General features: G+C 24.6%; 26 protein-coding genes. 9 read left to right on the top strand and 17 right to left on the bottom strand.

From position 1 onward, the window contains the following. Positions 1 to 23: 23 nt before the first annotated feature. Complete coding sequence (locus tag AACL03_RS07050) at positions 24 to 314, top strand: hypothetical protein (protein ID WP_339039925.1); 291 nt, start codon at positions 24 to 26, stop codon at positions 312 to 314. A gap of 97 nt (positions 315 to 411) precedes the next feature. On the opposite strand, the gene AACL03_RS07045 is transcribed toward AACL03_RS07050, so the two are convergent. The 13 genes from AACL03_RS07045 to AACL03_RS06985 form a co-directional block, all read right to left on the bottom strand. Then, complete coding sequence (locus AACL03_RS07045) at positions 412 to 1,335, bottom strand: hypothetical protein (RefSeq protein WP_339038682.1); 924 nt, start codon at positions 1,333 to 1,335, stop codon at positions 412 to 414. Positions 1,336 to 1,405: 70 nt separating this feature from the next. Then, positions 1,406 to 1,567 carry a hypothetical protein gene (locus AACL03_RS07040; RefSeq protein ID WP_339038684.1) on the bottom strand — a complete coding sequence of 54 codons (162 nt, stop codon included), beginning with the start codon at positions 1,565 to 1,567 and terminating at the stop codon, positions 1,406 to 1,408. A 9-nt stretch (positions 1,568 to 1,576) separates the two neighbouring features. Beyond that, the gene (locus AACL03_RS07035; protein WP_339038686.1) at positions 1,577 to 2,638 is read right to left on the bottom strand and encodes a hypothetical protein; all 1,062 of its coding nucleotides are present in this window, start codon (positions 2,636 to 2,638) and stop codon (positions 1,577 to 1,579) included. A gap of 2 nt (positions 2,639 to 2,640) precedes the next feature. Then, complete coding sequence (locus AACL03_RS07030) at positions 2,641 to 2,832, bottom strand: hypothetical protein (RefSeq protein WP_174479934.1); 192 nt, start codon at positions 2,830 to 2,832, stop codon at positions 2,641 to 2,643. A gap of 2 nt (positions 2,833 to 2,834) precedes the next feature. After that, positions 2,835 to 3,038: a hypothetical protein gene (locus AACL03_RS07025; RefSeq protein ID WP_339038688.1), complete on the bottom strand. Its 204-nt coding sequence runs from the start codon at positions 3,036 to 3,038 to the stop codon at positions 2,835 to 2,837. 2 nt (positions 3,039 to 3,040) lie between these two features. Next, complete coding sequence (locus AACL03_RS07020; protein WP_338960394.1) at positions 3,041 to 3,415, bottom strand: hypothetical protein; 375 nt, start codon at positions 3,413 to 3,415, stop codon at positions 3,041 to 3,043. An 11-nt stretch (positions 3,416 to 3,426) separates the two neighbouring features. Continuing rightward, a complete protein-coding gene (locus tag AACL03_RS07015) occupies positions 3,427 to 3,681 on the bottom strand; it encodes a hypothetical protein (protein ID WP_174480864.1) in 255 nt (84 codons plus the stop codon). Positions 3,682 to 3,702: 21 nt separating this feature from the next. Continuing rightward, complete coding sequence (locus AACL03_RS07010) at positions 3,703 to 3,909, bottom strand: hypothetical protein (RefSeq protein ID WP_174480862.1); 207 nt, start codon at positions 3,907 to 3,909, stop codon at positions 3,703 to 3,705. A 1-nt stretch (position 3,910) separates the two neighbouring features. Then, positions 3,911 to 4,144 carry a hypothetical protein gene (locus AACL03_RS07005; RefSeq protein ID WP_338960396.1) on the bottom strand — a complete coding sequence of 78 codons (234 nt, stop codon included), beginning with the start codon at positions 4,142 to 4,144 and terminating at the stop codon, positions 3,911 to 3,913. Between the two features lie 29 nt (positions 4,145 to 4,173). Then, positions 4,174 to 4,392, bottom strand: coding sequence for a hypothetical protein (locus AACL03_RS07000; RefSeq protein ID WP_339038691.1), 219 nt, complete (start codon positions 4,390 to 4,392; stop codon positions 4,174 to 4,176). A gap of 2 nt (positions 4,393 to 4,394) precedes the next feature. Then, complete coding sequence (locus tag AACL03_RS06995) at positions 4,395 to 5,258, bottom strand: hypothetical protein (RefSeq protein WP_339038693.1); 864 nt, start codon at positions 5,256 to 5,258, stop codon at positions 4,395 to 4,397. Between the two features lie 125 nt (positions 5,259 to 5,383). After that, positions 5,384 to 5,659 carry a hypothetical protein gene (locus AACL03_RS06990; protein WP_338974505.1) on the bottom strand — a complete coding sequence of 92 codons (276 nt, stop codon included), beginning with the start codon at positions 5,657 to 5,659 and terminating at the stop codon, positions 5,384 to 5,386. 388 nt (positions 5,660 to 6,047) lie between these two features. Then, positions 6,048 to 6,983 (bottom strand): rolling circle replication-associated protein, encoded by a 936-nt coding sequence (locus AACL03_RS06985; protein WP_339038695.1) that lies wholly within the window; start codon positions 6,981 to 6,983, stop codon positions 6,048 to 6,050. A 336-nt stretch (positions 6,984 to 7,319) separates the two neighbouring features. On the opposite strand from AACL03_RS06985, the gene AACL03_RS06980 reads away from it, so the two are divergent. Beyond that, positions 7,320 to 8,732 carry a hypothetical protein gene (locus tag AACL03_RS06980; protein WP_339039924.1) on the top strand — a complete coding sequence of 471 codons (1,413 nt, stop codon included), beginning with the start codon at positions 7,320 to 7,322 and terminating at the stop codon, positions 8,730 to 8,732. Positions 8,733 to 8,836: 104 nt separating this feature from the next. On the opposite strand, the gene AACL03_RS06975 is transcribed toward AACL03_RS06980, so the two are convergent. The 3 genes from AACL03_RS06975 to AACL03_RS06965 form a co-directional block, all read right to left on the bottom strand. Beyond that, positions 8,837 to 9,283, bottom strand: a complete 447-nt coding sequence (locus AACL03_RS06975; RefSeq protein ID WP_339039923.1) for a DxFTY motif-containing membrane protein — start codon at positions 9,281 to 9,283, stop codon at positions 8,837 to 8,839. Positions 9,284 to 9,594: 311 nt separating this feature from the next. Next, positions 9,595 to 9,963 (bottom strand): hypothetical protein, encoded by a 369-nt coding sequence (locus tag AACL03_RS06970; RefSeq protein WP_339039922.1) that lies wholly within the window; start codon positions 9,961 to 9,963, stop codon positions 9,595 to 9,597. Between the two features lie 225 nt (positions 9,964 to 10,188). Then, entirely contained in the window at positions 10,189 to 11,757 is a 1,569-nt protein-coding gene (locus AACL03_RS06965; RefSeq protein ID WP_338957492.1) for a hypothetical protein, read from the bottom strand. Between the two features lie 327 nt (positions 11,758 to 12,084). On the opposite strand from AACL03_RS06965, the gene AACL03_RS06960 reads away from it, so the two are divergent. The 5 genes from AACL03_RS06960 to AACL03_RS06940 all read left to right on the top strand — a co-directional run bounded on the left by AACL03_RS06960 (position 12,085) and on the right by AACL03_RS06940 (position 18,999). Then, the gene (locus tag AACL03_RS06960; RefSeq protein WP_339039921.1) at positions 12,085 to 14,238 is read left to right on the top strand and encodes an ATP-dependent Clp protease ATP-binding subunit; all 2,154 of its coding nucleotides are present in this window, start codon (positions 12,085 to 12,087) and stop codon (positions 14,236 to 14,238) included. 83 nt (positions 14,239 to 14,321) lie between these two features. Continuing rightward, positions 14,322 to 15,335: a heat-inducible transcriptional repressor HrcA gene (hrcA, locus tag AACL03_RS06955; RefSeq protein ID WP_252320996.1), complete on the top strand. Its 1,014-nt coding sequence runs from the start codon at positions 14,322 to 14,324 to the stop codon at positions 15,333 to 15,335. A gap of 15 nt (positions 15,336 to 15,350) precedes the next feature. Then, on the top strand, positions 15,351 to 15,995 hold the full coding sequence (locus AACL03_RS06950; protein WP_338957498.1) for a nucleotide exchange factor GrpE: 645 nt from the start codon (positions 15,351 to 15,353) through the stop codon (positions 15,993 to 15,995). 14 nt (positions 15,996 to 16,009) lie between these two features. Then, positions 16,010 to 17,857, top strand: a complete 1,848-nt coding sequence (gene dnaK / locus AACL03_RS06945) for a molecular chaperone DnaK (RefSeq protein WP_174481222.1) — start codon at positions 16,010 to 16,012, stop codon at positions 17,855 to 17,857. Positions 17,858 to 17,877: 20 nt separating this feature from the next. Beyond that, the gene (locus AACL03_RS06940; RefSeq protein ID WP_339039920.1) at positions 17,878 to 18,999 is read left to right on the top strand and encodes a DnaJ C-terminal domain-containing protein; all 1,122 of its coding nucleotides are present in this window, start codon (positions 17,878 to 17,880) and stop codon (positions 18,997 to 18,999) included. A 34-nt stretch (positions 19,000 to 19,033) separates the two neighbouring features. Here the strand turns inward: AACL03_RS06940 and AACL03_RS06935 are convergent, their stop codons facing one another. Continuing rightward, positions 19,034 to 19,705, bottom strand: a complete 672-nt coding sequence (locus AACL03_RS06935; protein ID WP_339039919.1) for a DUF1295 domain-containing protein — start codon at positions 19,703 to 19,705, stop codon at positions 19,034 to 19,036. Positions 19,706 to 20,117: 412 nt separating this feature from the next. On the opposite strand from AACL03_RS06935, the gene AACL03_RS06930 reads away from it, so the two are divergent. Together AACL03_RS06930 and AACL03_RS06925 are read left to right on the top strand one after the other, a co-directional pair. Further along, positions 20,118 to 21,068: an IS30 family transposase gene (locus tag AACL03_RS06930; RefSeq protein ID WP_339038665.1), complete on the top strand. Its 951-nt coding sequence runs from the start codon at positions 20,118 to 20,120 to the stop codon at positions 21,066 to 21,068. A gap of 407 nt (positions 21,069 to 21,475) precedes the next feature. Beyond that, on the top strand, positions 21,476 to 22,411 hold the full coding sequence (locus tag AACL03_RS06925; RefSeq protein WP_339039918.1) for a rolling circle replication-associated protein: 936 nt from the start codon (positions 21,476 to 21,478) through the stop codon (positions 22,409 to 22,411). Positions 22,412 to 22,658 lie beyond the last annotated feature (247 nt).

Genomic DNA, 22,658 nt, shown 5'->3' with positions numbered 1-22,658 from the left:
ATAACACTTTGGAGTGATGAAAGATGAAAAGAAAATTAAGTTACAAAAAAATGCTAGCAACAGTTGGTGTATTAACTGTTGTATTACCAATGTCTTTAAGTATTGCATCATGTGCAATAAAAGAAAAACAAAAAAATAATGATAAAAAAATAGTAAATGCAATTAATCAAACTAATTATTCACTTGATAATATTATAATTAATAGTACTATAGATGAATTAAAAACAAACATTAGTTCAGAATTTATTAAAAATTCATTAGATGAAATTAATCAAAAAAATTTTAATAATGATTTATTTTCATCAAGTATATAGGGGCTTTGCCCCTCGTTGCTTCGCAACTCACCCCAGTGGCGTAAACGCCACAGCCAACCAGAACCTTGGTTGGTTGGCTTCGACCAATAATATAGGTTTACTCTATTTTAACATCTTTCTTATTTTTCTTAGAATATTTATTTCTATAATAACAAGTACGGCATACAGTATTTTGAGTTTCTTTCTTTTCAGTTTGTAATATATTATCCAACTTATCTAATCCTACTGCTCTAATATCATCAACAGTAAAATCTAATGCTTGTGATTGTTCATAGTCTTTAACAGTACTTAATTCACTCTTTAAAGAATGAATATAATTTAAAGCACGACTATTATATCTTTGTAAATAAGACCTAGGAAATCATAAACTAAAAGTCATAGTTTCACCACTATAACTAGGTGGTAATCCACCACGTTTAATTATTCGCTTTGTTTGTCTTTTAGATAATACAACTTTATTATAATCATCAACATTAGTATAAATATTTAGTTTAAACTTAACTAAAAATAACAAAATACGCATTCTTTTAACTTGCACAATATATTCCACTTTTTCACGTGCTTGTTTTGGTATTCTATCGGGGTGTTGTTCAATCATATACATAATTCCATTAAAATTATGACCTATTAATTTACAAAACATTCCTAAACTTTCTTGTGTTTCTTTAAATTCGGGCGACAAATCATTACTATTAATTTTCAAACCTAACTCATCTAAAACAACCATATCACACTCTTTAAAAGCATAATTACTATTTAATTGATTAAATTTAAAAACATCATCATAAGAACAGCGATAACTATATTCATTACGAACTTTAATAGGAATAGGACTTACTACCCTACCCTTATGTTTTTGTGCTAAACAACAAGCAAGAGCAGATTTACCAGTACGTGGTGGTGCTGAAATAATATAACTACCTACACGTTGTAATATCTTTATATTTTTTCTAGTTATTAAAAATGGATAAAGTATTATTAATAATATAACTCCTAAAAGTAAATAACCATATCAAGGCATTATTTAACCACCTTACTTTTATTTTTAAACTTATTTTTAATTCAAAAACAAAAATCTACAAAATATGAACTTAAAATAAAAGGAAAAATAAAATTTTTGAACCAAAACTAGCATTTTCAAAAAATAACTTTAATTTATCTACATCAAAATCAAAAAATAACGCAGTAAACGATGATATTAAAAAACAAAAAATAACTCCACTACAAATTTCAAATAAATCTTTCTTTTTCATAATAAACTCCTAACCAACTAAAAATCCAACTGCTTTTAAAAATACTCATAAAGTTAAAACTTGTTCTAAACCACTAGTAAAATCAACATTTAAAACAGAACTAATAGTATCATCAAAAATACGCCTCAATAATCCATCAAGTTTAGTAAAAAATTCTCTTAATGGTTCAACTGGTAAAACTTTACCAACAACACCATAAAGTACTCATCTAAAAGCATTACGCAAATGACCAAAAACATCATATCAACTAACACGCTCATACTCAGGGTTAAAAGGACTATTTGGCGGAACTGGTGTTACTTTCTCACTTGAAAAAATATTAATTTGACCAAATGAAACCTCTGGTGGAATAGTTAAATTTGTAGTTCCATGAATATCAAAAAATACAGTTAAATGTCTTAAATTTGGAACACGAACCGGCATAGTAACAAAATTATACAAATCTTGCATATAAACATCATTACCAATCTTTCCTTTAAAAACATATTTTGTATCACCAACATAATCTAAAAAACTAAAAGAAAAATCACCAGTAAATGTAGAAAAAGCCTCATAATTAAAATAAAACATAAAACCTTGAATATAAAAACTTAAAGGTTTATCAATTTCAAAATTTAATTCAAAACGTAAATTTAAAGGTTTAACTCAATGATTTACATTATGAATAAGAAGTCGATTTTTTTTACCATATTGAATAAAATTATGATTGAACATAATACGGGAAATATCATCTAACTGATATCTCCTAAAAGAATAAACACCAGTTCCAGTATTAAGTGTTGTCTTTTTAACACCTACAACATCACTTTGATATTCAAAATCCAAATCATTATCTACACCACCTATAATTTCACCACTAACTAATTTTAAATCCGGTTGGTCAATGTCAAAATAAGCAGAATTTCATGGAATAGTTGCTCAATCATTAAAATCATTATACTTAACGTGTTTAATCATTTCTTTTTTAATATCATAATTAACAACATTAGGGTCATTTGAAACAATTAAAGAAGTTGGTGCTTGAACAGAAGTATTTACAACAAAAAACAATTTAGCAAATTTAAATCACATAATTATTTACCAAACAAACATTTTAAAATTCACCATGAACCATAAAACAAAACAAATCCAATAAAAAACTGTGTTCCATAAACTACTAAATTTCATAAAATAGTAGTAAAATCATCAACTGGATTACCTATAAACATAGTTCAATAATCAACTATACATTGATGTATTTTATTGTAAATTTCTAAAACACTCATACTTAACACCTACCCAAACAATGACCTAAAAACAAATTTAATAACACGATAAATAAAATTAAAAATACACCTAATACCAATCAAAAAGTCAAATTAAACAAAATATAAACTTCATCAGTAATATTAGTTTGATTTAAAAATATACCAATATCATTACTAGAAAATATAAAAATAAAATGCAATATACTAATAACAAAATTAGACATAATTAATCACCAATACCAAAGTCACGAGTTGAACTACCAGTAAACTTATTACCGCCAGCACCACCTTTAAACTTACCTTGTTGTTTATTTCTTGTTTTTACTTTTTCAACGCGTCTTTGATAACTCTTAGCAATTTGTTGACCAGTACCAACACCCAAAGAAACAGAACTTTTACCAATGAACTTAACAGCATATCCTAAACCTAATGTTGGTAACATTAATTCGGGTAAAATAACCCTAAATGCAAATCTAAGCAAAATCAAAAATATCATTAACGTACCTAAATTAAAACCTAAATCACCAAGTGGAAAACTAAAAAACTTCATAAAAATTGAAGCAAATAATTGCATAACAGTTGTAATAAAAGGTATAAACATAATTTCACATCCTAATGTCTTGTAAATCTAAATAATCCTAAAATTAAATAAAATACAAAACTAACATTTATTAAAGCAAGAATAGGCAAAGGTAAAGTGTATAAACTATCATAAAAAAACGACTTAATAAAAAGTGTCACAGTATGTAATCCAGCAAAAGAACTTAAATACTGCATATAAATAGTTTGTACCAAAGTATTAACAACTGGTAAAAGTCTACCCAATAATGGTAAAACAAAAACCAAACTAAAAAATAACTTTACCATTTGCTTACTCCTTTCTAATTACTAATGAGTTCCATGGATAATATGACCAACAAACTGCTTAATAAATACAAGAACCATAAATACAATTGAAATTAACACTGGTCAATTTGTAAGTGTTCCACCATCACCAGTAGTAAATACTCAACCAAAAATATAAGTAAAAGCATTTAATAATTGTTGTCCTACACCACCTATCATGGTTAATAATGCTGATAGTCCAGCGGGCATATTAATCACCCCCTTTCTCTAATTCTTTTTGTTGTTTTTCCATTTCTAATTTACGTTTCTTCTTTTCAAAATCTTTACGACAAAAAATACAATCAGGCTCACTATCATTCTCCTTTACATGTTTTCTATGTTTATATTTTTCTATACCTTCACGTATTCAATTTCTACAAAATCAAAGAATTAAACAAAAACCACCAATATATAACACATATTTTATAATTTCTTTCATATCCATTATTTATCACTTCCTTTTTTTCTTTTTTTTTAAAAATCAATTAAACTAAATAACTCATAAAAAATTACTAAAACAAAAAGTAAAATATTAATGCCTAAATCTAAACCAATAAAAAAATCAAAATTACCATTTATAATATTATGTATTTCAGCAACAGTTCAAACCATAGAAAAAAACCAACAATAAAACAAAAAAACATGAAATTTAGGAGTGTCATACCACTTTTTTTTAATTTCTTTATTTTCCATTATTAAACACCACCTAATGTATAAGCATAAGAATAATCCCAATTTAAACTTGCTCTATCTAAATTAATCTCCGACATATTATCATCATTTAAATCAACATCAACCATACTGTCATTTGTACTTTGATAATCACTAACACTAGCATTAATTAATTTTGCTCTTTCATCTGTAAATATTTCTTGTAATTCACTGTTATTATGTGTACTTCCCAATGGCAATAATAAAGTATTAATAATCTCACTTGCACCGGCAATAATCGTAGGAATAGCAAAATAATTATTAAAATTATTATTAATACCCATAGCAACACCACTACTAATCAAACATCCACCAGTACCCATATTTGCTATCTTTCTTATATTTTGAAATCTATTAGGGATTAACTCAGTTAAACCACTAATAACATTTGCTATACCAAAACTATTTAAAGATATATAAGTATCTCAATCTACAAAAGGAACATCAATTATCGGTTTAACAGTTGTAAATGGTGGATACGTTGTTTTAGGTGGTTCAGTAGGACATGGTGGTCAAAAACAAGGTTCATCTCTTAATAAAGAAACTAACTTATCTACATACTGAACAAACTTAGCATAATTTATTAAACCAATTGTTCCTAAACCTAAAAATATCTTTTTATAACTATTAATAACTTTATTTCTAGTAGTTAGTCTTTGATTAATATTCCATATATCAATTCCTAACTTTTTACTAAATAACAAAGAATTAATAGAACCTAATACTGGGTCTTTTAAATATTGACCATAATAAGCACTAACTCCAACCATAGCACTTAATGGACTTAATCCAATTCTTAAAATTTTAGTTAAAGTATAATTACTAGTTTGTTCTAACTCATTAGGCATAAATAAAACTCCTTACTTTATTAATAAGGAGCTTATATATGAATTATAATCTAATCCATTAGGGGCTTAAAATGAAAAATATATAATCCATATATAAGCCCCTTATTTAATTTTTATTTTATACATTATTTTCATTCAGTAATATCTACAATAGTACCGGATAAATCCAAAACTAAATTATAATAATTACCAACTTTTAAATTTAATTTATGTAAATATTTTGAAAAATCATTAACAACTGTTGGATTATACCATTTGTCTCTTACTTTACCAGTAGGTATATTTGTTTGTTTATTAATTTCCAAAAAAGTTAAAACATCAAAATTTAAAAACTTACCTTGATTATTTTTATCGGGTATCATTTTATCTTTTTCAATATTAACTAATTGAGTTTTAAACATAAAAATTGCCAATCCTTTCTATAAATTTTAATAAAAAAAATAATAGATTGAATTGGCAAACAATTAAGTAATTAAATTAAAAATATTATAAATACAAAATTAATTTAATAAATAAAAAGTTTTTAATATTAATATTTAACTATTCCTCGCATGGAACTGTTACCAATTCAAATAAGTAAAATATTATTTAAAAACTAATCTAAAACAATATAAACTTATAAATTAATAATATCAAATATTATAAAAAAATCAATAAATATAAAAATGAAAAAGTAAGTAATATTTTATTCCATGCGAGTAAAATAAACATTACTTACTATAATAAAAGTATAACAAAAACAAAATAAAATACAAATATAGTATATATATTACTTGAAAAAATTTAAAATTAATGTAGAATACGATTTTTTAAAAATATTTTTTCAATTTTAGTTTTATCAAAAACTTTATAAAGAAAATCTAAAACTTCATTTTTATTAAATTTATTTTTTAATCAATACCTAAATCTTAAACTATCTAAACTTATATAATAGTTAAAATCTTTAAAATAATCACTAGTAACAACATAATCATAACTTCCGCCAATTAATTGAGTATTACCTTGTTCATTTGGTTTAGTTTTAAATAAATAAAATTCTTTTGCTTTTTCACATGCTTGTACTAATTTTTGTAAACTTAACATTTTAGTACCACGAACTACAAGCGGATTTTTACAATTTCTACTAAAAGAATATGCTTGAATACCAACATCTTTTTGATTTAAAGATTTAATATTTTCTTGTACTTTTGTTACATATTTACTCAAATATTTAACCACAAATTCATTTGTACCTTTATGTACAACTTTTAAATCAATACCTTTATTATTACCAACATGTGGTCATCATTTAGTTATCATACTATAAGGTATTTTACGATTAAATAATATATGAAAATGTACGGCTCCTCGTTTTTGATATTCATAAACATAAAAATATCTTAATTCACCTAAATGTTTAGAACGTTTAGGGTCATTTCATCAACGTTTTAAACGTTTAAAAAATAATTGTAAATCATGTTTTGCTTTTCTAATATCAGTTTCATTTTTATGATAAGTTAAAGTTAAAAAACTTAAAATTCTTGCATTATAAAAATTATGTAATGCTTTTTGAACTAATTTACATTTAGTACGAACGTTATTATTTCTTAACTTAGTAATATTACCAATATTCTTTATACCTAATTTATTTCTTTCATTTTTTAACATATCAATAGGTAAAACAACATTTTTAACATAACAAGCATAAAAAATTTTTTTAACATAAAAATTATATGAAATATTCATTTATAAACATTCCTCGCATGAAATTTTTATAAAAATAAAATTGAATGATTTATAAATAAATATAAATCTTTATATATCTTATCATAGAAAATAAAAAAAGTATCAAACTTTACACTTGCGGTGAAAAATGATACTTAACTAAATAAAATTATAAATGAAAAAAATGAAGACATTAATAATAATGATTTTAAAAAAATAGGACTTATTAATGCAAAAATTAATTATAATTATGGAAAAATTAAAAATCAATTTGTTGATTTAAAAATCAGTGTAAAATATTCAGATAAACAAATTGTTGATGCTATTAGTGAAACTACATATACAGTTAATATAACAATGAAAGATAGCTTAGAATCTATCAATAAAAAAATTAATAAATCTGAATTTATTAAAAATGAAATAAAAAATAATGATATTAAAAATGCTTTTAAATTCGAAGATTTTAAATTTAATAAAATTATTAATAATGGAGAAGATTTAAAACAAGAAGATTTAGATAAATGAGGTATAATTAATGCTAAAATCATTTTTAATTATGGAGAAATTAAAAATAAAGAAACTTTATTAATAATTAATATTAATGCTTCTTCTGAAAAAATTGTTGATGCTATTAATGAAACAAAATATACAAAAAAAGTTAATTTTCAAAGTTCAGTAATGGAATTAAATGATTCAATTAATGAATTTATTAAAAATTCATTAATTTCTGAAATTAAAAATTCTTTTAAAAATAATTTATTTTCATTAAACAAAATTACTAATAATAAAGAAATTGATTTAAAAGATGAAGACTTCACAGTTAGTGGTTCTATTGATGCAAAAATTAATTATAATTATGATTCATTTAAAAATTTAACTACTAATCTAACAATTATCATAGGTGAAGGTCAAATTTCTAATAAATATAAATTAAATGATGGAAAAATAAATAAATTTCTTCAAATCTCAGATAGTATAATATTTGCTGCAACAGAGAACGGAAATATTTGAGAGATTGATTTTACTAATAATACAAAAATCAATAAATATCAATTAAATGAAGAACGTATAAATAGTTTAATTAAAGCATCAAATGGTAAAGTATATGTTGGTACAATAACAAATACAATTTGAGAAATTGATTTAGAAACTGAAACTGCAGAAAAGAAATTCATTGGATTTGGTGATAAGTATGATTCTAAAACTTTAATTGAAGGTTCAAAAGATAAGTTATATGTTGGTACTGGTATTGGTAATGTTTATGAATTAGATATTAATACTGGTAATACTAAAAAATATCATTTTGACGATTGAGGTGATGTAAATGCCCTAGTTAAAATTACAGAAAATAAAATATACGCTGGCACTAGTGAAGGAAAATTATGAGAAATTGATTTAGAAACTAAAACCCATAAATTAAAATATGATTTTAAAAATAAAAGTAATATTATTTTTGATATTAAAGCACTATCTGATACTGAATTAATATTAGCAACAGAAGACAAAATTTATCAGTATGATTTAATCAAAAATGAAATAACAGAAAAAATTAATTTGAAAGATGGTAAAATTTTTTCTTTATCAATAGAAGATTTAAATAACAAAATATATGCTACCACTGATAATAATAATGTTTATGAACATGATTCAAGCTTTAGTCAAGTAAAAAACAAATATGAATTAAATGCTTCAGTATATTCATCATTAATAGTTGATAAAAAACTATTTGCTGGAACAATTACAAATGTATGAGAATTAGATATTGAATAATTTTTATACAGTAAATAAAAAACATATATTTAAAAAGGTGTGTAACATATATTACGCGCCTTTTTTTCGTTTTATTTTTTTAGATTTATATCACTTATTATAACTTAATATATGATTTTTTTTGTTTTTTTTCTTAATACTAATAAAATAATACTCGTTAAAAAAATACCAATAACAGCACCAGCGATTGAAATAATAAAACGTATTAAAATTTGTTGAGGAGTTAAAAAGTATCCTGACAAATAAAATAATGATAAAACAAAAGCAAATGGAATACTATATGTAAATTGATCTAATTGATGTAATTTTAACTTATATGTAATAAAGGTTATAATAAAAGTAAATATGATTAAACTTAAACTAGAAAGTACCATTATTCAAAAAGGTAATTTAAAAGTAAAAGTAAAATCAGTACTAGTAGTAAAAAAAAGAATAATTCCTGGAATTAATACTTGTATTATTAAATAGCCAACACTTATCAAAAACTTAGTTCTTGGAAATGTATTTTCACTATTATTTTCAAAATTAACTTCTTGGTTTTTATTTTCCATACTTATCCTCTTCTATAATATAATTCTTTACAATTTTAACATGCTTTTATCAATAATTAAATAAGATTTATATTTATTAAATAACACTTATTTTAATACAAAAATTTAAAATAAAAATAGTTTTCCACAATTTAATGAAATTAAAAATTACCTATCCTATAAATTAATTGATTTTTTTGATTTAGTTTTTGTTTTATTTTGTAAATCTGTATTAGAATTTATTGCGTGTTTTTGTGCTTCTTCTAAATCTTGTTTTTGTACTTTTTTCTTTTCATCAAATTTTTTTGCTGCTACTTTTCCTTTTATAATAGCTACATGACTACCTTTAACAACTCATAAGTAACACCACCAGCAACAGCAGCTCCTGCAACAATAATGCCGGCAGGTGGAGATACAAAAAAAGTTGTAACCAAAACACCACCAGCACCAATAATAGTACCTCTAACAGCACCTTCAGGAATCCCTTCATAAGCCCCCTTAACAAGTCCTTTAGTAGACGCACAAATAATTTTTAATGTTTTTGCTGTTGTTGAATGCTTTGTTTTAAATTTTTTTCAGTATTTGTATTTTTTCTTAGTCATTTCTGGATGATAATTACTATCAACTAATATAAAATTAGTTTCATCTTTTTGTCTTTCATCTAAATCTGCAATTGCCTTTTCTACTTCTAATCAAGTCATTATTAACTTCTCCTTTTTTAAAAAAAATAAAAAAAAACTCATTTACTTTTGAATAAGTAATGAGTTTAAAACTTATATTAATTTTTAAAAAAATAATATCATATTTTCTATATTTAGTATAGAAAATTTAATTATTTTTATCAATATTACATAAATTTTTATACTATCTATATGTTTAAAATTTAGTAAACTATATCTATAATGACTAGACTTACCCCAAACTGCTTACTTTTTAATTTTCTTTCTTCTTAATATTGCTATAACTACTGGAATAGCAATAATAACTAATAAAAAAGTACTACCAATAATTATAATATTTCAATTATTAATTAAAGTTGTCGTTTTTAGTTTTATTTCTGGTAAGGCAAAAGGGTTATTTTTATTTTTTTCATCATGTTTAACATTAGCATATAAATGAGTAATTAAATCGTGCTCATAAAACAATAATCAATAACGTAATTGACCTGGATTTAGTACATCAATTGCACAATCTATATTAGTGGTTTCTTGTAAATACTGATTAAAATCAATACCAGATTGACTATTAGCAAAATTAGTAAAACCAGAAAACTTAGTTGATAAAGGATTAATATTATAAATATTTAAATATTGTCTTGAAGAACTATCAACTTTATCATTTACTATTCTTTGTAATAAATAAATAGTATGATCTTCAGATTGATATGTTTTTAATGGTTGATTTGAAATAGGTGTTACCTTTTCTTCTTGTGGAACAAGATTATCATCAACACGCTGATATATTCATTTATCTTCACTAACATTAGCAGTAATAACAGCTTCTGATTTAATTTGACTAAAAGCAATCATTTGTAAATTACTATTTTTTTCATCATTAATAAAATATTGATGAATTAATGAAGAATTAACTTCTTTTTCATTAATAACTTGAATGTCTGGCATAGAACTATTAATAGTAAGTGTTTCTTGTCTTAAAACAGTACTACCATCACTATCGTTTCATTTAACATTATATATAGTGGGCTTATTTTTACTATAATCTTGGTTTAAAATAGCATAGTCAAAAGTTTTATTACTATTAGTTTTAACATTTTTTTTCATTTCTCTGTTTTCATTATTAATAGAAATTTCTAATCCTGATTTTTTAAAAGGAGGATGCACATAAAAAACAAATATTTCATTACTAAAACTATCCTTAGTATTTGCAAATGGTCCAATTGGAAATATTTTAGCACGCGTTTCAAAATTAGATTTTTGAAAATTAGTACTTGGTTGTAAATTATATGGAACTTCCATTAAAGTATTAATGTCACTTGCTTCATATATTGTTGCAAAAAGTCCTGCATCAATACTTTCTTTAATTGTTTGATGATATTGTAAAATTAAATTATTACTTTTTTCATTAAAAGTATGACCAAAAGCACCCGCAGTAAGAAAACCTTGTGCATTTTTAAAATAACTACTATTATCATTAATAATACTTTTTAATTGACTATAACCTTGATCATTAATAATATCATTGGTTTCAATATTACTATGTGTTCAATCATTATTAATAATTTGATCATAACTATCAAAATTAACATTTAATGGTGTACTTTTAACATTATTATATAAATATTGTGAATCATTATTTCAAGATTTAATACTATTAACTAAGTTACGATTTGATGACTTAACAGTAATATGAAAGCCGCTAACTTTACTATTACTAGTTTGATGATTTTTATTATTAAAACTAATACTTAATACTGAGGTTACTAATAAACTGCTAGCACTAAGTAATAAAATTAATTTTTGTTTAAATTGTTTCATAATATTTCCTTATAAATTTAATATTTAAAAGTTATTAAATTACTATTATTTATTTTTATCTAGCAATTATGTAATTAGTATATCAATTCTTTTAAAAATATGATATATATTATTTACACGAGAAATATATATTTAAGATCTAAAATACCTACAAGATCTATCACAAATATTAATATTATATTAAGTTTCTTTAATTGAAAATACTTATCCCTAATTCAATTAAATATAAAATTAGCAGTTACTACTTGAAACTGCTAATTTTATTTGTTAGTATATTAATATGATTAGCAATCAAGTAATTATAGTGCTAAAAAGAGGAGTGACATTATGCAATTAAATGAAATCCCTAACTATAGTAATGATCCTAAAATTCTTGATAAATTTGCTCGTAATCTAATTGTACAAGCTAAAACAGGAAAAATGGATCCTATTATTGGACGTGATGAAGATATTCGTAAAGTAGAAGAAATACTCTCACGAAAAACTAAAAACAACCCCGTCTTAATCGGTTTACCTGGTATTGGTAAGACTGCTATTATTGAAGGTTTAGCCCAACGTATTGTTCGTGGTGATGTTCCTAGTAACTTAAAAGATAAAATTATTTATGAACTAGATATGGGAGCACTAATTGCTGGCGCTAAATTCCAAGGTGAGTTTGAAGAACGATTAAAAGCGGTTATTAACCAAATTAAAAATTCTAATGGAAAAATTATTTTATTTATTGATGAACTACATTTAATTGTTGGTGCTGGTAGAACACAAGGTTCAATGGATGCTTCTAATTTACTAAAACCAATGTTAGCACGTGGTGAACTACGTTGTATTGGTGCCACAACACTTGACGAATATCGTCAATACATTGAAAAAGATGCAGCCCTTGAACGAAGATTTCGTAAGATGATTATTAAAGAACCAACAACAGAAGATACAACTGCTATCTTACGTGGTTTAAAAGAACGTTTTGAAGCTTATCATGGTGTAAAAATTCATGATAGTGCATTAAGAGAAGCTGTGTATCTATCTAATAAATATATTAATGATCGTTACTTACCTGATAAAGCAATTGACTTAATTGATGAAGCTTGTGCTAGTATTAAAACTGAAATTGCTTCGGTTCCTAGTGATTTAGATGATATAAGAAGAAAAGTCTTACAATTAAAAATTGAACAAGCAGCCTTAAGCAAAGAAAAAGATGAAAACTCGCAAACAAGACTAATTGAAGTCGATAAACAATTAAAAACTAAAAAAAATACTTTACAACAATTAGAAGATAAATGAATCAAAGAAAAGTCAGCATTAGACCATATTACTAGTTTAAAAAATAAATTAGAAAATGCTAAATCAGAATTAGAATTGTATCAATTATCAGGTAATTTTACAAAAGCTGGTGAACTACAATATAGTATTATTCCCAACTTAGAAAAAGAACTTAAAGATAGTGAAAATATAAAAAAAGATAATCCTTTACTACGCGAAGATGTTACTGAAGATGTTACTAGTGAAGATATTGCAAAAGTTGTTGCAAAATGAACTGGCATTCCTGTTACTCGTTTATTAGCAACTGAAAAAGAAAAATTATTAAAATTACCCTTAACTTTAAATATGAGAATTAAAGGTCAAAGTAATGCCCTACAGTTGGTAAGCGATGCTTTAATTAGAGCTCGTGCTGGCATTAAAGATCCCAATCGCCCAATTGGTTCATTTATTTTCTTGGGTCCAACCGGTGTTGGAAAAACTGAAGTTGCTAGAACCTTAGCTGATATTTTATTTGATAGCGAAAAAAATATGGTTCGTATTGATATGTCAGAATTTATGGAAAAACACGCAGTTAGCAAATTACTAGGTTCACCTCCTGGCTATGTTGGTTATGAAAACGGTGGACAATTAACCGAAAAAGTAAGAAGAAATCCTTATAGTATCATTCTTTTTGATGAAATCGAAAAAGCCCATCCTGAAGTATTAAATATTTTATTACAAATTCTTGATGAAGGTAGAATTACAGACAGTCATGGTCTCTTAATTGACTTTAAAAACACAATAATTATTATGACTTCAAATCTTGGTTCACAAGAACTATTAAGTGGTAAAGATAACAGCAAAGAGCAAGCATTAAATATCTTAAAAAAATCATTTCGACCAGAATTTATTAATCGAATTGATGAAATTGTTATCTTCAATCCATTAAGTAAAAAAGTAATAACAGAAATTATTATTAAAGAATTAGATACTTTATTATTGCGATTAAGACAAGAAAAAAATTTACAATTATCTTATGAATCAGAAGTAGTTAATAAAATACTAAAAGATGCTTATGATGAAGAATATGGCGCACGACCGATTAAACGCTATATTCAACACTATATTGAAACTATTATCGCACAAGCTATTATTAAAGAAGAACTAATACCCCACAAACGAATGGTAATTACTATCAATAAAGACAATATGTTTATTCTCAGTAAAAAAATAAAATTCAATTAAGTCTTGATATTATTACACTCTCAGTTATAATTATATAAGTATTGGCATTCAATGTTAATGAATGCTAAAAAAGGTGGTGAACAATGTTAAGTAACAGACAATCACAAATTTTAAAAATCATTGTTGAAAAATATATTAAAACAGGATTACCAATTGGTAGCAAAACTATTTTAGAAAATAATAACAATATTAATTTTTCTAGTGCTACTATTCGTAATGAATGTGTTGAATTAGAAACATTAGGATTATTAGAAAAAGCACATAGCTCTAGTGGTCGTATTCCTTCAACAAAAGGTTATCGCTATTATGTTGATAATTTAATGAATATGGGTGAACATCAAGAACTAGAAATCTTGAAGAAAAAAATAGCAGAAGTATTTAATAACCGTAACTTAGTAATTACCGAAGTATTAAATAAAACTAGTAGTATTTTAAGTGAAATGACTAATTTGATTAGTATTGTTACTGGTCCTAATATTAATGAAGATACTTTAAAAAAAATTGAATTAATACCGATTAGTAATGATAATGCTTTAACAATTTGTATTACTAGTAATGGTCATGTTCAAAACAAAATGTTTAATATTCAAGAAACATCATTAACCGATTTATCAATTGCCATTGATATTTTTAACACCAGATTAATTGGTACTAAAATTAGTGAAATTAGTGAGAAAGTAAATTTATTAAAACCAATCCTTGAACAACAAGTACAAAAATCAGAATATATTATTCAAGGATTTGTTAACACTTTAATTAATTTCTCACGACCACTATCAACAACACACGGTGTTCAATATATGTTAGAAAATCCTGAATTTAATGATATTAATAAGGTTAAAACAATTATTAAATTCATTGAATCACAATCACCATGAATGTATTTTGATGAATTAAATAATAATCAACTACAAATTAAAATTGGTGAAGAACTGGGTAATGAAAATAACGATATGGCAATGATTACTACTACTTTTAAAGTTCATGATGGTGAACAAGGACAAATTGCAATTGTTGGACCTAAGCGTTTAGAATATGAAAAACTAACTGAAATTCTAAATTGGATTAATCAAACATTGATTAAAAACTTTAAATAGAAATGAGATGATAAAATGACAAAAGCTAAAAAAGATAACATTGATAAAGTATCAGCAACAGAAACTAAAGATACAACTATTTCAACTCCTGTTACTGAAACACCAGTAAGTGTCGAAGAAGAAAAAATATCATTAAATAAAGAAATCGAATTAGAAACAAAAATTAAAGAATTAACAACAGAACTTAATAAAATTAATTCACAACAAAAGCAATTAATGCTAGCTACTAGATTAAATACCATTAAAGAATTAGAAATTCAAAATAAAGAACACATTAAATATGCTAACCAAAAAATTATTAAAGATTTAGTTCATACTTTATTAAATTTCCAACGAGCACTAAACTTTAAAACTGATAATGCAGCTGTTCAAAATTTCCTAGTTGGTTTTAAATTTATCTATGAAGAATTAATTAAAGCACTTGGTAAAGAAGGTTTAAAAGAAATTACTGCTAAAGTTGGAGATCAATTTAATTCTCACCAACATGAGGCAGTAGAAATTATTAATGATAATACAAACAATGCTTATCAAAATGTAAAAAATAATACTATTGTTGAAGTTATAGCTAATGGTTATGAATTGCATAATCGTGTCATTAGCACTACTAAAGTTAAAGTTTTTCAAACTAAAGAAGAAAAAACAGAAACAAAGAAAAATTAAGGAGTGAAAATATTATGTCTACAAATAAAACAACAAATAAAGAAATCATTTTAGGAATCGATCTAGGAACAACTAATTCATGTGTTGCCGTAATGGAAGGTGATAAGCCAAAAGTTATTGAAAATGCCGAAGGTGGAAGAACAACACCATCAGTTGTTGCTTACAAAGATGGTCAAATTATGGTTGGTGAAGTTGCTAAACGTCAAGCTATTACTGATCCAGATAATACTGTTAGTTCAATTAAAAGAATTATGGGAACTAAAGAAACAGTTAAAGCCGCTACTAAAACACGTAAACCAGAAGAAGTATCTGCAGAAATTTTACGCACTATTAAAACTTTTGCTGAATCAAAATTAGGTAAAAAAATATCAAAAGCAGTTATTACTGTTCCTGCTTACTTTAACAATGAACAACGTGAAGCTACTAAAAATGCAGGAATTATTGCAGGATTAAAAGTAGAAAGAATTATTAACGAACCAACTGCTGCTGCCATCGCTTATGGTTTAGACAAACAAGATAAAGATCACAAAATTTTAGTATTTGACTTAGGTGGTGGAACATTTGACGTTTCAGTTCTAGAATTAGCAGGTGGAACATTTGAAGTATTATCAACTAGTGGTGATAACAAACTTGGTGGTGACGACTTTGATGCCTTAATTGTTCAACATTTAGTTAGTGAATTCAAAAAAAGTAATGGTGTTGACTTATCAAAAGATAAAATGGCAATGCAACGTTTAAAAGATGCTGCTGAAAAAGCAAAAAAAGACTTATCAGGAGTAGTACAAGCTGATATTTCATTACCATTTATTTCAATGAATGCCTCAGGTCCATTACATTTAAATGAAAAATTAACACGTGCCAAATTTAATGAACTAACAAAATCACTAGTTGAAAGAACTATTGCTCCTGTTCGTGATGCCTTAAAAGAAGCTAAATTAAGCAAAAATGAAATTGATGAAGTTATTTTAGTTGGTGGTTCAACAAGAATCCCAGCTGTGCAAGAAGTTATTAAAAACGAAATTGGTAAAGAACCACATCGTGGTGTTAACCCTGATGAAGTAGTAGCTTTAGGTGCTGCTATTCAAGGAGGAGTATTATCGGGTGATGTTACTGACGTTTTACTATTAGATGTAACTCCTTTATCATTAGGTATTGAAACTTTAGGAGGAGTAATGACGCCATTAATCTCTCGTAATACTACTGTTCCTACTAAAAAGTCACAAGTTTTTTCAACTGCTGAAGATAATCAACCCGCTGTTGATATTAGTGTTTTACAAGGAGAACGTCCACTAGCCAAAGATAATCATTCACTGGGTCGTTTCCAATTAAGTGGTATCGAACCAGCACCAAGAGGTGTTCCACAAATTGAAGTTACTTTTGATATCGATGTTAATGGTATTGTATCTGTTAGTGCTAAAGATCTAAAAACTAATAAAGAACAAAAAATTACTATTAGCAATAGTGGTACTTTAAGTAAAGACGAAATTGAAAAAATGGTACAAGATGCTGAAAAGAATCGTGAAAACGATGAAAAACATAAAGAAGAAATTGAATTATCTAATCAAGCACAAGCCTATATTTATGATATTGATAAAATGACTGCTGAAGTTACTAAATCAGCAAAAGAAGGCGAAGCAGAAAATCCACAAATTGCTGAAATGAAAAAACTACGTGATGACTTACAAAAATCACTAGATGAAAAAAAATATGATGATTTAAAAGAAAAACTAGAACAATTAAAACAAGCATTTGCTGCTGCACAACAATTTATGAACCAACAAAAACAAGAACCAACAGATCATATTAAAAAAGATGATAATAAAAGTGATGATGTTATTGATGTTGACGCAACAACTAAATAAAATAATTAGAGGTGGACAAAATGGCAAGTAAAAAACGTGATTATTATGAAATTCTAGGAGTTTCACGTAATGCTACTCCAGATGAAATTAAGAAAGCGTTTCGTACGCTTGCAAAAAAATATCATCCCGATTCACCAAGTGGTGGTGATGAAGCTCGATTTAAAGAAATAAGTGAAGCTTATCAAGTTTTATCTGATACTAATGAAAGAGCAAAATATGATCAATTTGGTCATGATATGCCCGGAGTTGGTAGTTCTTCTGGTTTCGGTGGCTTTGGTGGTTTCGGTGACTTTAGTTCGGCATTTGGTGACTTATTTGGTGACTTATTTGGTGGTAATAGAAGACAACAACAACGCTATAATGGTAAAACACCAGGTGATAATATCCTAACAAAAGTTGAAATTAGTTATCGTGATGTATTCTTTGGCAAAAAAATGACCATTAGTATTAACATTGATGTTGCTTGTAAGGATTGTAAAGAAACTGGTGCTAGAACTCCTAATGATATTAGTACATGTGATAAATGTAAAGGTAAAGGAGTTCTTGAATATGTTCAACAATCACCATTAGGTATGTTTAGACATCAAGGTGTTTGCAACCAATGTCAAGGACTTGGTAAAATTATTCGTCAAAAATGTTTAAAATGCAAAGGACATCGCTATTATATTGAAAATCAAAAATTAGAATTTGATATTCCTCGCAGTATTTTTGATGGTCAACAAATTAGAATTAAAGGTAAAGGTAAAATTGGTCATAATGGTGGTACTCAAGGCGATTTATTTGTTGGTATTAATATTAAGCGACACGCTTTCTTAGATCGTCAAGGTAGTGATATGTATATTAAATTACCAGTATCTTACTTAGATATTATTTTGGGAAATATTATTATGATTCCTACCTTTGAAGGAATAATTAAACATAAATTACCATTAGGACTACAATACGGTGACAAAATTACTTTAAAAAATCAGGGATTCTATTACCCTAATAGTAGTAAACGTGGTGACTTACATGTTATTCTTGATATACAAATGCCTAATAAAGTTACTAAAACAGAGCAAGAAAAATTATGAAATATTAATAACGAAACTAAATTTGATCCAAATGAAGATTTTGTTAATAGTGCAATAAAAAGAATTTAATAAATTAATATATAAAAAATAAGAACATATGTTCTTATTTTTTATATATTAATTTTTTCACTTTATTAATTGGAACTTTTTTACCGATATAACACATTACACAACTAGTTTCATTTAAATATTTGTAATAATCTTCATTAGAGTGAAACCTTTGTCATTGTTTTACTTCTCATATTGGTATGTCGGTAATATTAATTACTACAACATTAAAATACAACGGACTTAATAATCATAATAAATGAAATAAATAATTTATATCACTATTAATATTTTTAAATAATAAATCACAAATAAACAATGCTGTCATCATATATCAAAACCCAATTTCTGCTAAATAATTAGGGTGACGACAATCTTTTCATAAACCATAATTAATAAAAAATAAATCATGTTTTTTCTTTAAGGAAAATCTAAACTTTTGTCAATCTGCAATTGTCTCAATAACTAAAAATAAAATAGCAAGCATAATAAAAATAAGTAAGTAATTATTAAATGTACTATTAAAATAAACAATATCAAGACTTAATGCAAAAACCGTAGGAATACTAATCATAAAAACTGAAATTCCTTGTAAAATTGAAAAAATACTAAATTTTCAAAAATTAATAATAATTTTATCAAAACGATATTCAACCTTATGTTTAATAATTTTTAATAATAAAAAACTACCTAATCTTAGAGCTCAAATATTATAAAGAACAAACAACGAAATTTGGACAGGACTAAAATTTTGCTTTCACGCAACGATGATCACACTTAAACAAATAAAACTTAAACAATAAATAATATCAGTTAAAATAGCAGTTTTAAAAATAAAAGCTATCATAAAGAAAATAATAATATAGAAATATTTAAATGATATTAAAAATATTCAAAGTATAATATAAAAATACATAATAAATACCCCTCTAAATTATATTAAATATATTTCAATTATAACAACTAATGAAATAAGTTTAATAACTTAGATTTAAATTTTAATTTTGTACAAAAATATATTTAAAATATATATTTGCTGAGTTATACTTGTAAGTGCAAGTAAATAAAATTGCAAAAAATTCTCATATAAAAATTTCATAATGCTAAATTTAGTTTAGAAAAAAGTAAGGAGTTTTTATATGAGTTATAAACATCTTGGCATAGATGAAAGAATTTATATTGAGAATCAATTGAAATTTAAATTTAAAATTAGTGAAATAGCTAAAAATCTTAATCGAAGTATTAGTACTATTATTCGAGAAATTAATAGAAATAAAGATAATAATCATTATTTTTCATTAATTGCACAAAATAAAGCTGAAAATCGAAAACAATCACATATTAGTTTTCATAAGTTTAAAAATAAGAATTTAGTAAAATATGTACAACAAAAATTACTATTAGGTTGATCACCTGAACAAATTTATGGCAGAATTAAAAATTTTCATAAAGAATGAGTTATTAGTTTTAAAACAATTTATACTTGAATTTATTTTGGAATGCTTGATAAAGTTACTAGTAAAAATTTAAGAAGAAAAGGTAAAAAACGAAAATCTAAAGAAAATCGTGGCAAGTTTAATGGTAAATCAATTAAAGAACGAGATATAAATGTTAATGATCGTATAACACTTGGTCATTGAGAAGGAGATACTATAGTATCATCACGAGGTAAAAGCAAATCATGTTTAATAACTTTAGTTGAAAGAGTATCACGATTTACTTTAGCAATATTAGTTAAAAACAGAACTACTAAAGTTATTAATAAAAATGTCAGTTATTATTTATCAATTCTTCCTAAAAACATTGTTAAAACTATTACTTTTGATCGTGGCAAAGAATTTTCAAATTGACAACAACTTGAAAAAAATTTAGATGTAAAAATTTATTTTGCCAATCCATATTCACCTTGACAAAGAGGTACTAATGAAAATACTAATGGTTTAATTAGAGAAAAATTTCCTAAAAAATTTATTTTTTCAAAAACTAATAAAAATGAAGTTCATAAATTTATATTGTCTTTAAATCAAAAACCGAGAAAAATACTAAATTATCTTTCACCAATCGAATATTTGGATAGAAAAATAATTTAGTTGCACTTACCTTTACAATTTAGCATTTTAAATATATAATTCAATTATAAACTTACATAATATAAGTTTATAATTAACTTTAGTTAAGTATCATTTTTCACCGCAAGTTTAGAATTTTAAAAAAACATCTTAGTTGATGTTTTCTTTTTTATTTTTTTGATTTTCTCGTTTATCTCCATACATTAAAGTTTTTAAGAAAAAATGAATAGGAATTCAAATAATTGTGATACATAAAAGTATAGAAATAGAACTAATAATGCGTTTAAAAATTTTCATAAATACCTCTTTTTTTAATTTTTAATGATAATTAAAATTTTATCATTTTTTTATGATATGCTTATTAAAGATTTATATTTTTTTATAAATCATTTAATTTTATTAAAAATTCTTGTCCGAGATGATTATAAATGAATATTTCATATAATTTTTATGTTAAAAAAATTTTTTATGCTTGTTATGTTAAAAATGTTGTTTTACCTATTGATATTTTAAAAAATGAAAGAAATAAATTAGGTATAAAGAATATTGGTAATATTACTAAATTAAGAAATAATAATGTTCGTACTAAATGTAAATTAGTTCAAAAAGCATTACATAATTTTTATAATGCAAGAATTTTAAGTTTTTTAACTTTAACTTATCATAAAAATGAAACTGATATTAGAAAAGCAAAACATGATTTACAATTATTCTTTAAACGTTTAAAACGTTGATGAAATGACCCTAAACGTTCTAAATATTTAGGTGAATTAAGATATTTTTATGTTTATGAATATCAAAAACGAGGAGCCGTACATTTTCATATATTATTTAATCGTAAAATACCTTATAGTATGATAACTAAATGATGACCACATGTTGGTAATAATAAAGGTATTGATTTAAAAGTTGTACATAAAGGTACAAATGAATTTGTGGTTAAATATTTGAGTAAATATGTAACAAAAGTACAAGAAAATATTAAATCTTTAAATCAAAAAGATGTTGGTATTCAAGCATATTCTTTTAGTAGAAATTGTAAAAATCCGCTTGTAGTTCGTGGTACTAAAATGTTAAGTTTACAAGAATTAGTACAAGCATGTGAAAAAGCAAAAGAATTTTATTTATTTAAAACTAAATCAAATGAACAAGGTGTTACTTATTTAATTGGCGGAAGTTATGATTATATTGCTAGTTGTGATTACTTTAAAGATTTTAACTATTATATTAGTTTAGAAAGTTTACGATTTAGATATTGATTAAAAAATAAATTTAATAGAAATGATATTTTAGATTTTATTTATAAAGTTTTTGATAAAAGTAAAATTGAAAAAATATTTTTAAATAAGCGAGTTTTACATTAATTTTAAATTTTTTCAAGTAAAATAATACTATATTTGTATTTTTTTGTGATTTTGTTATACTTTAATTATGGTAAGTATTATTGTTTTTCGGACAAGAAATGATAATGCTTACTTTTTTGTTGTATATTTATTGATATTTTGTTTAATTATGATATTATTTACACATAAGTAAATATGTTTTAAATTAGTTTTTAAAATTTTATTTAACTTATTTGAATTGGTAACAATTCCTTGTCCGGGATAGTTA

This window comes from Spiroplasma endosymbiont of Andrena trimmerana, assembly GCF_964019575.1.
Taxonomy (GTDB): Bacteria; Bacillota_I; Bacilli_A; order Mycoplasmatales; family VBWQ01; genus Spiroplasma_E.
The sequence above is the reverse complement of the archived record's forward strand: the minus strand, read 5'-3'. Positions and strand labels throughout refer to the sequence as shown.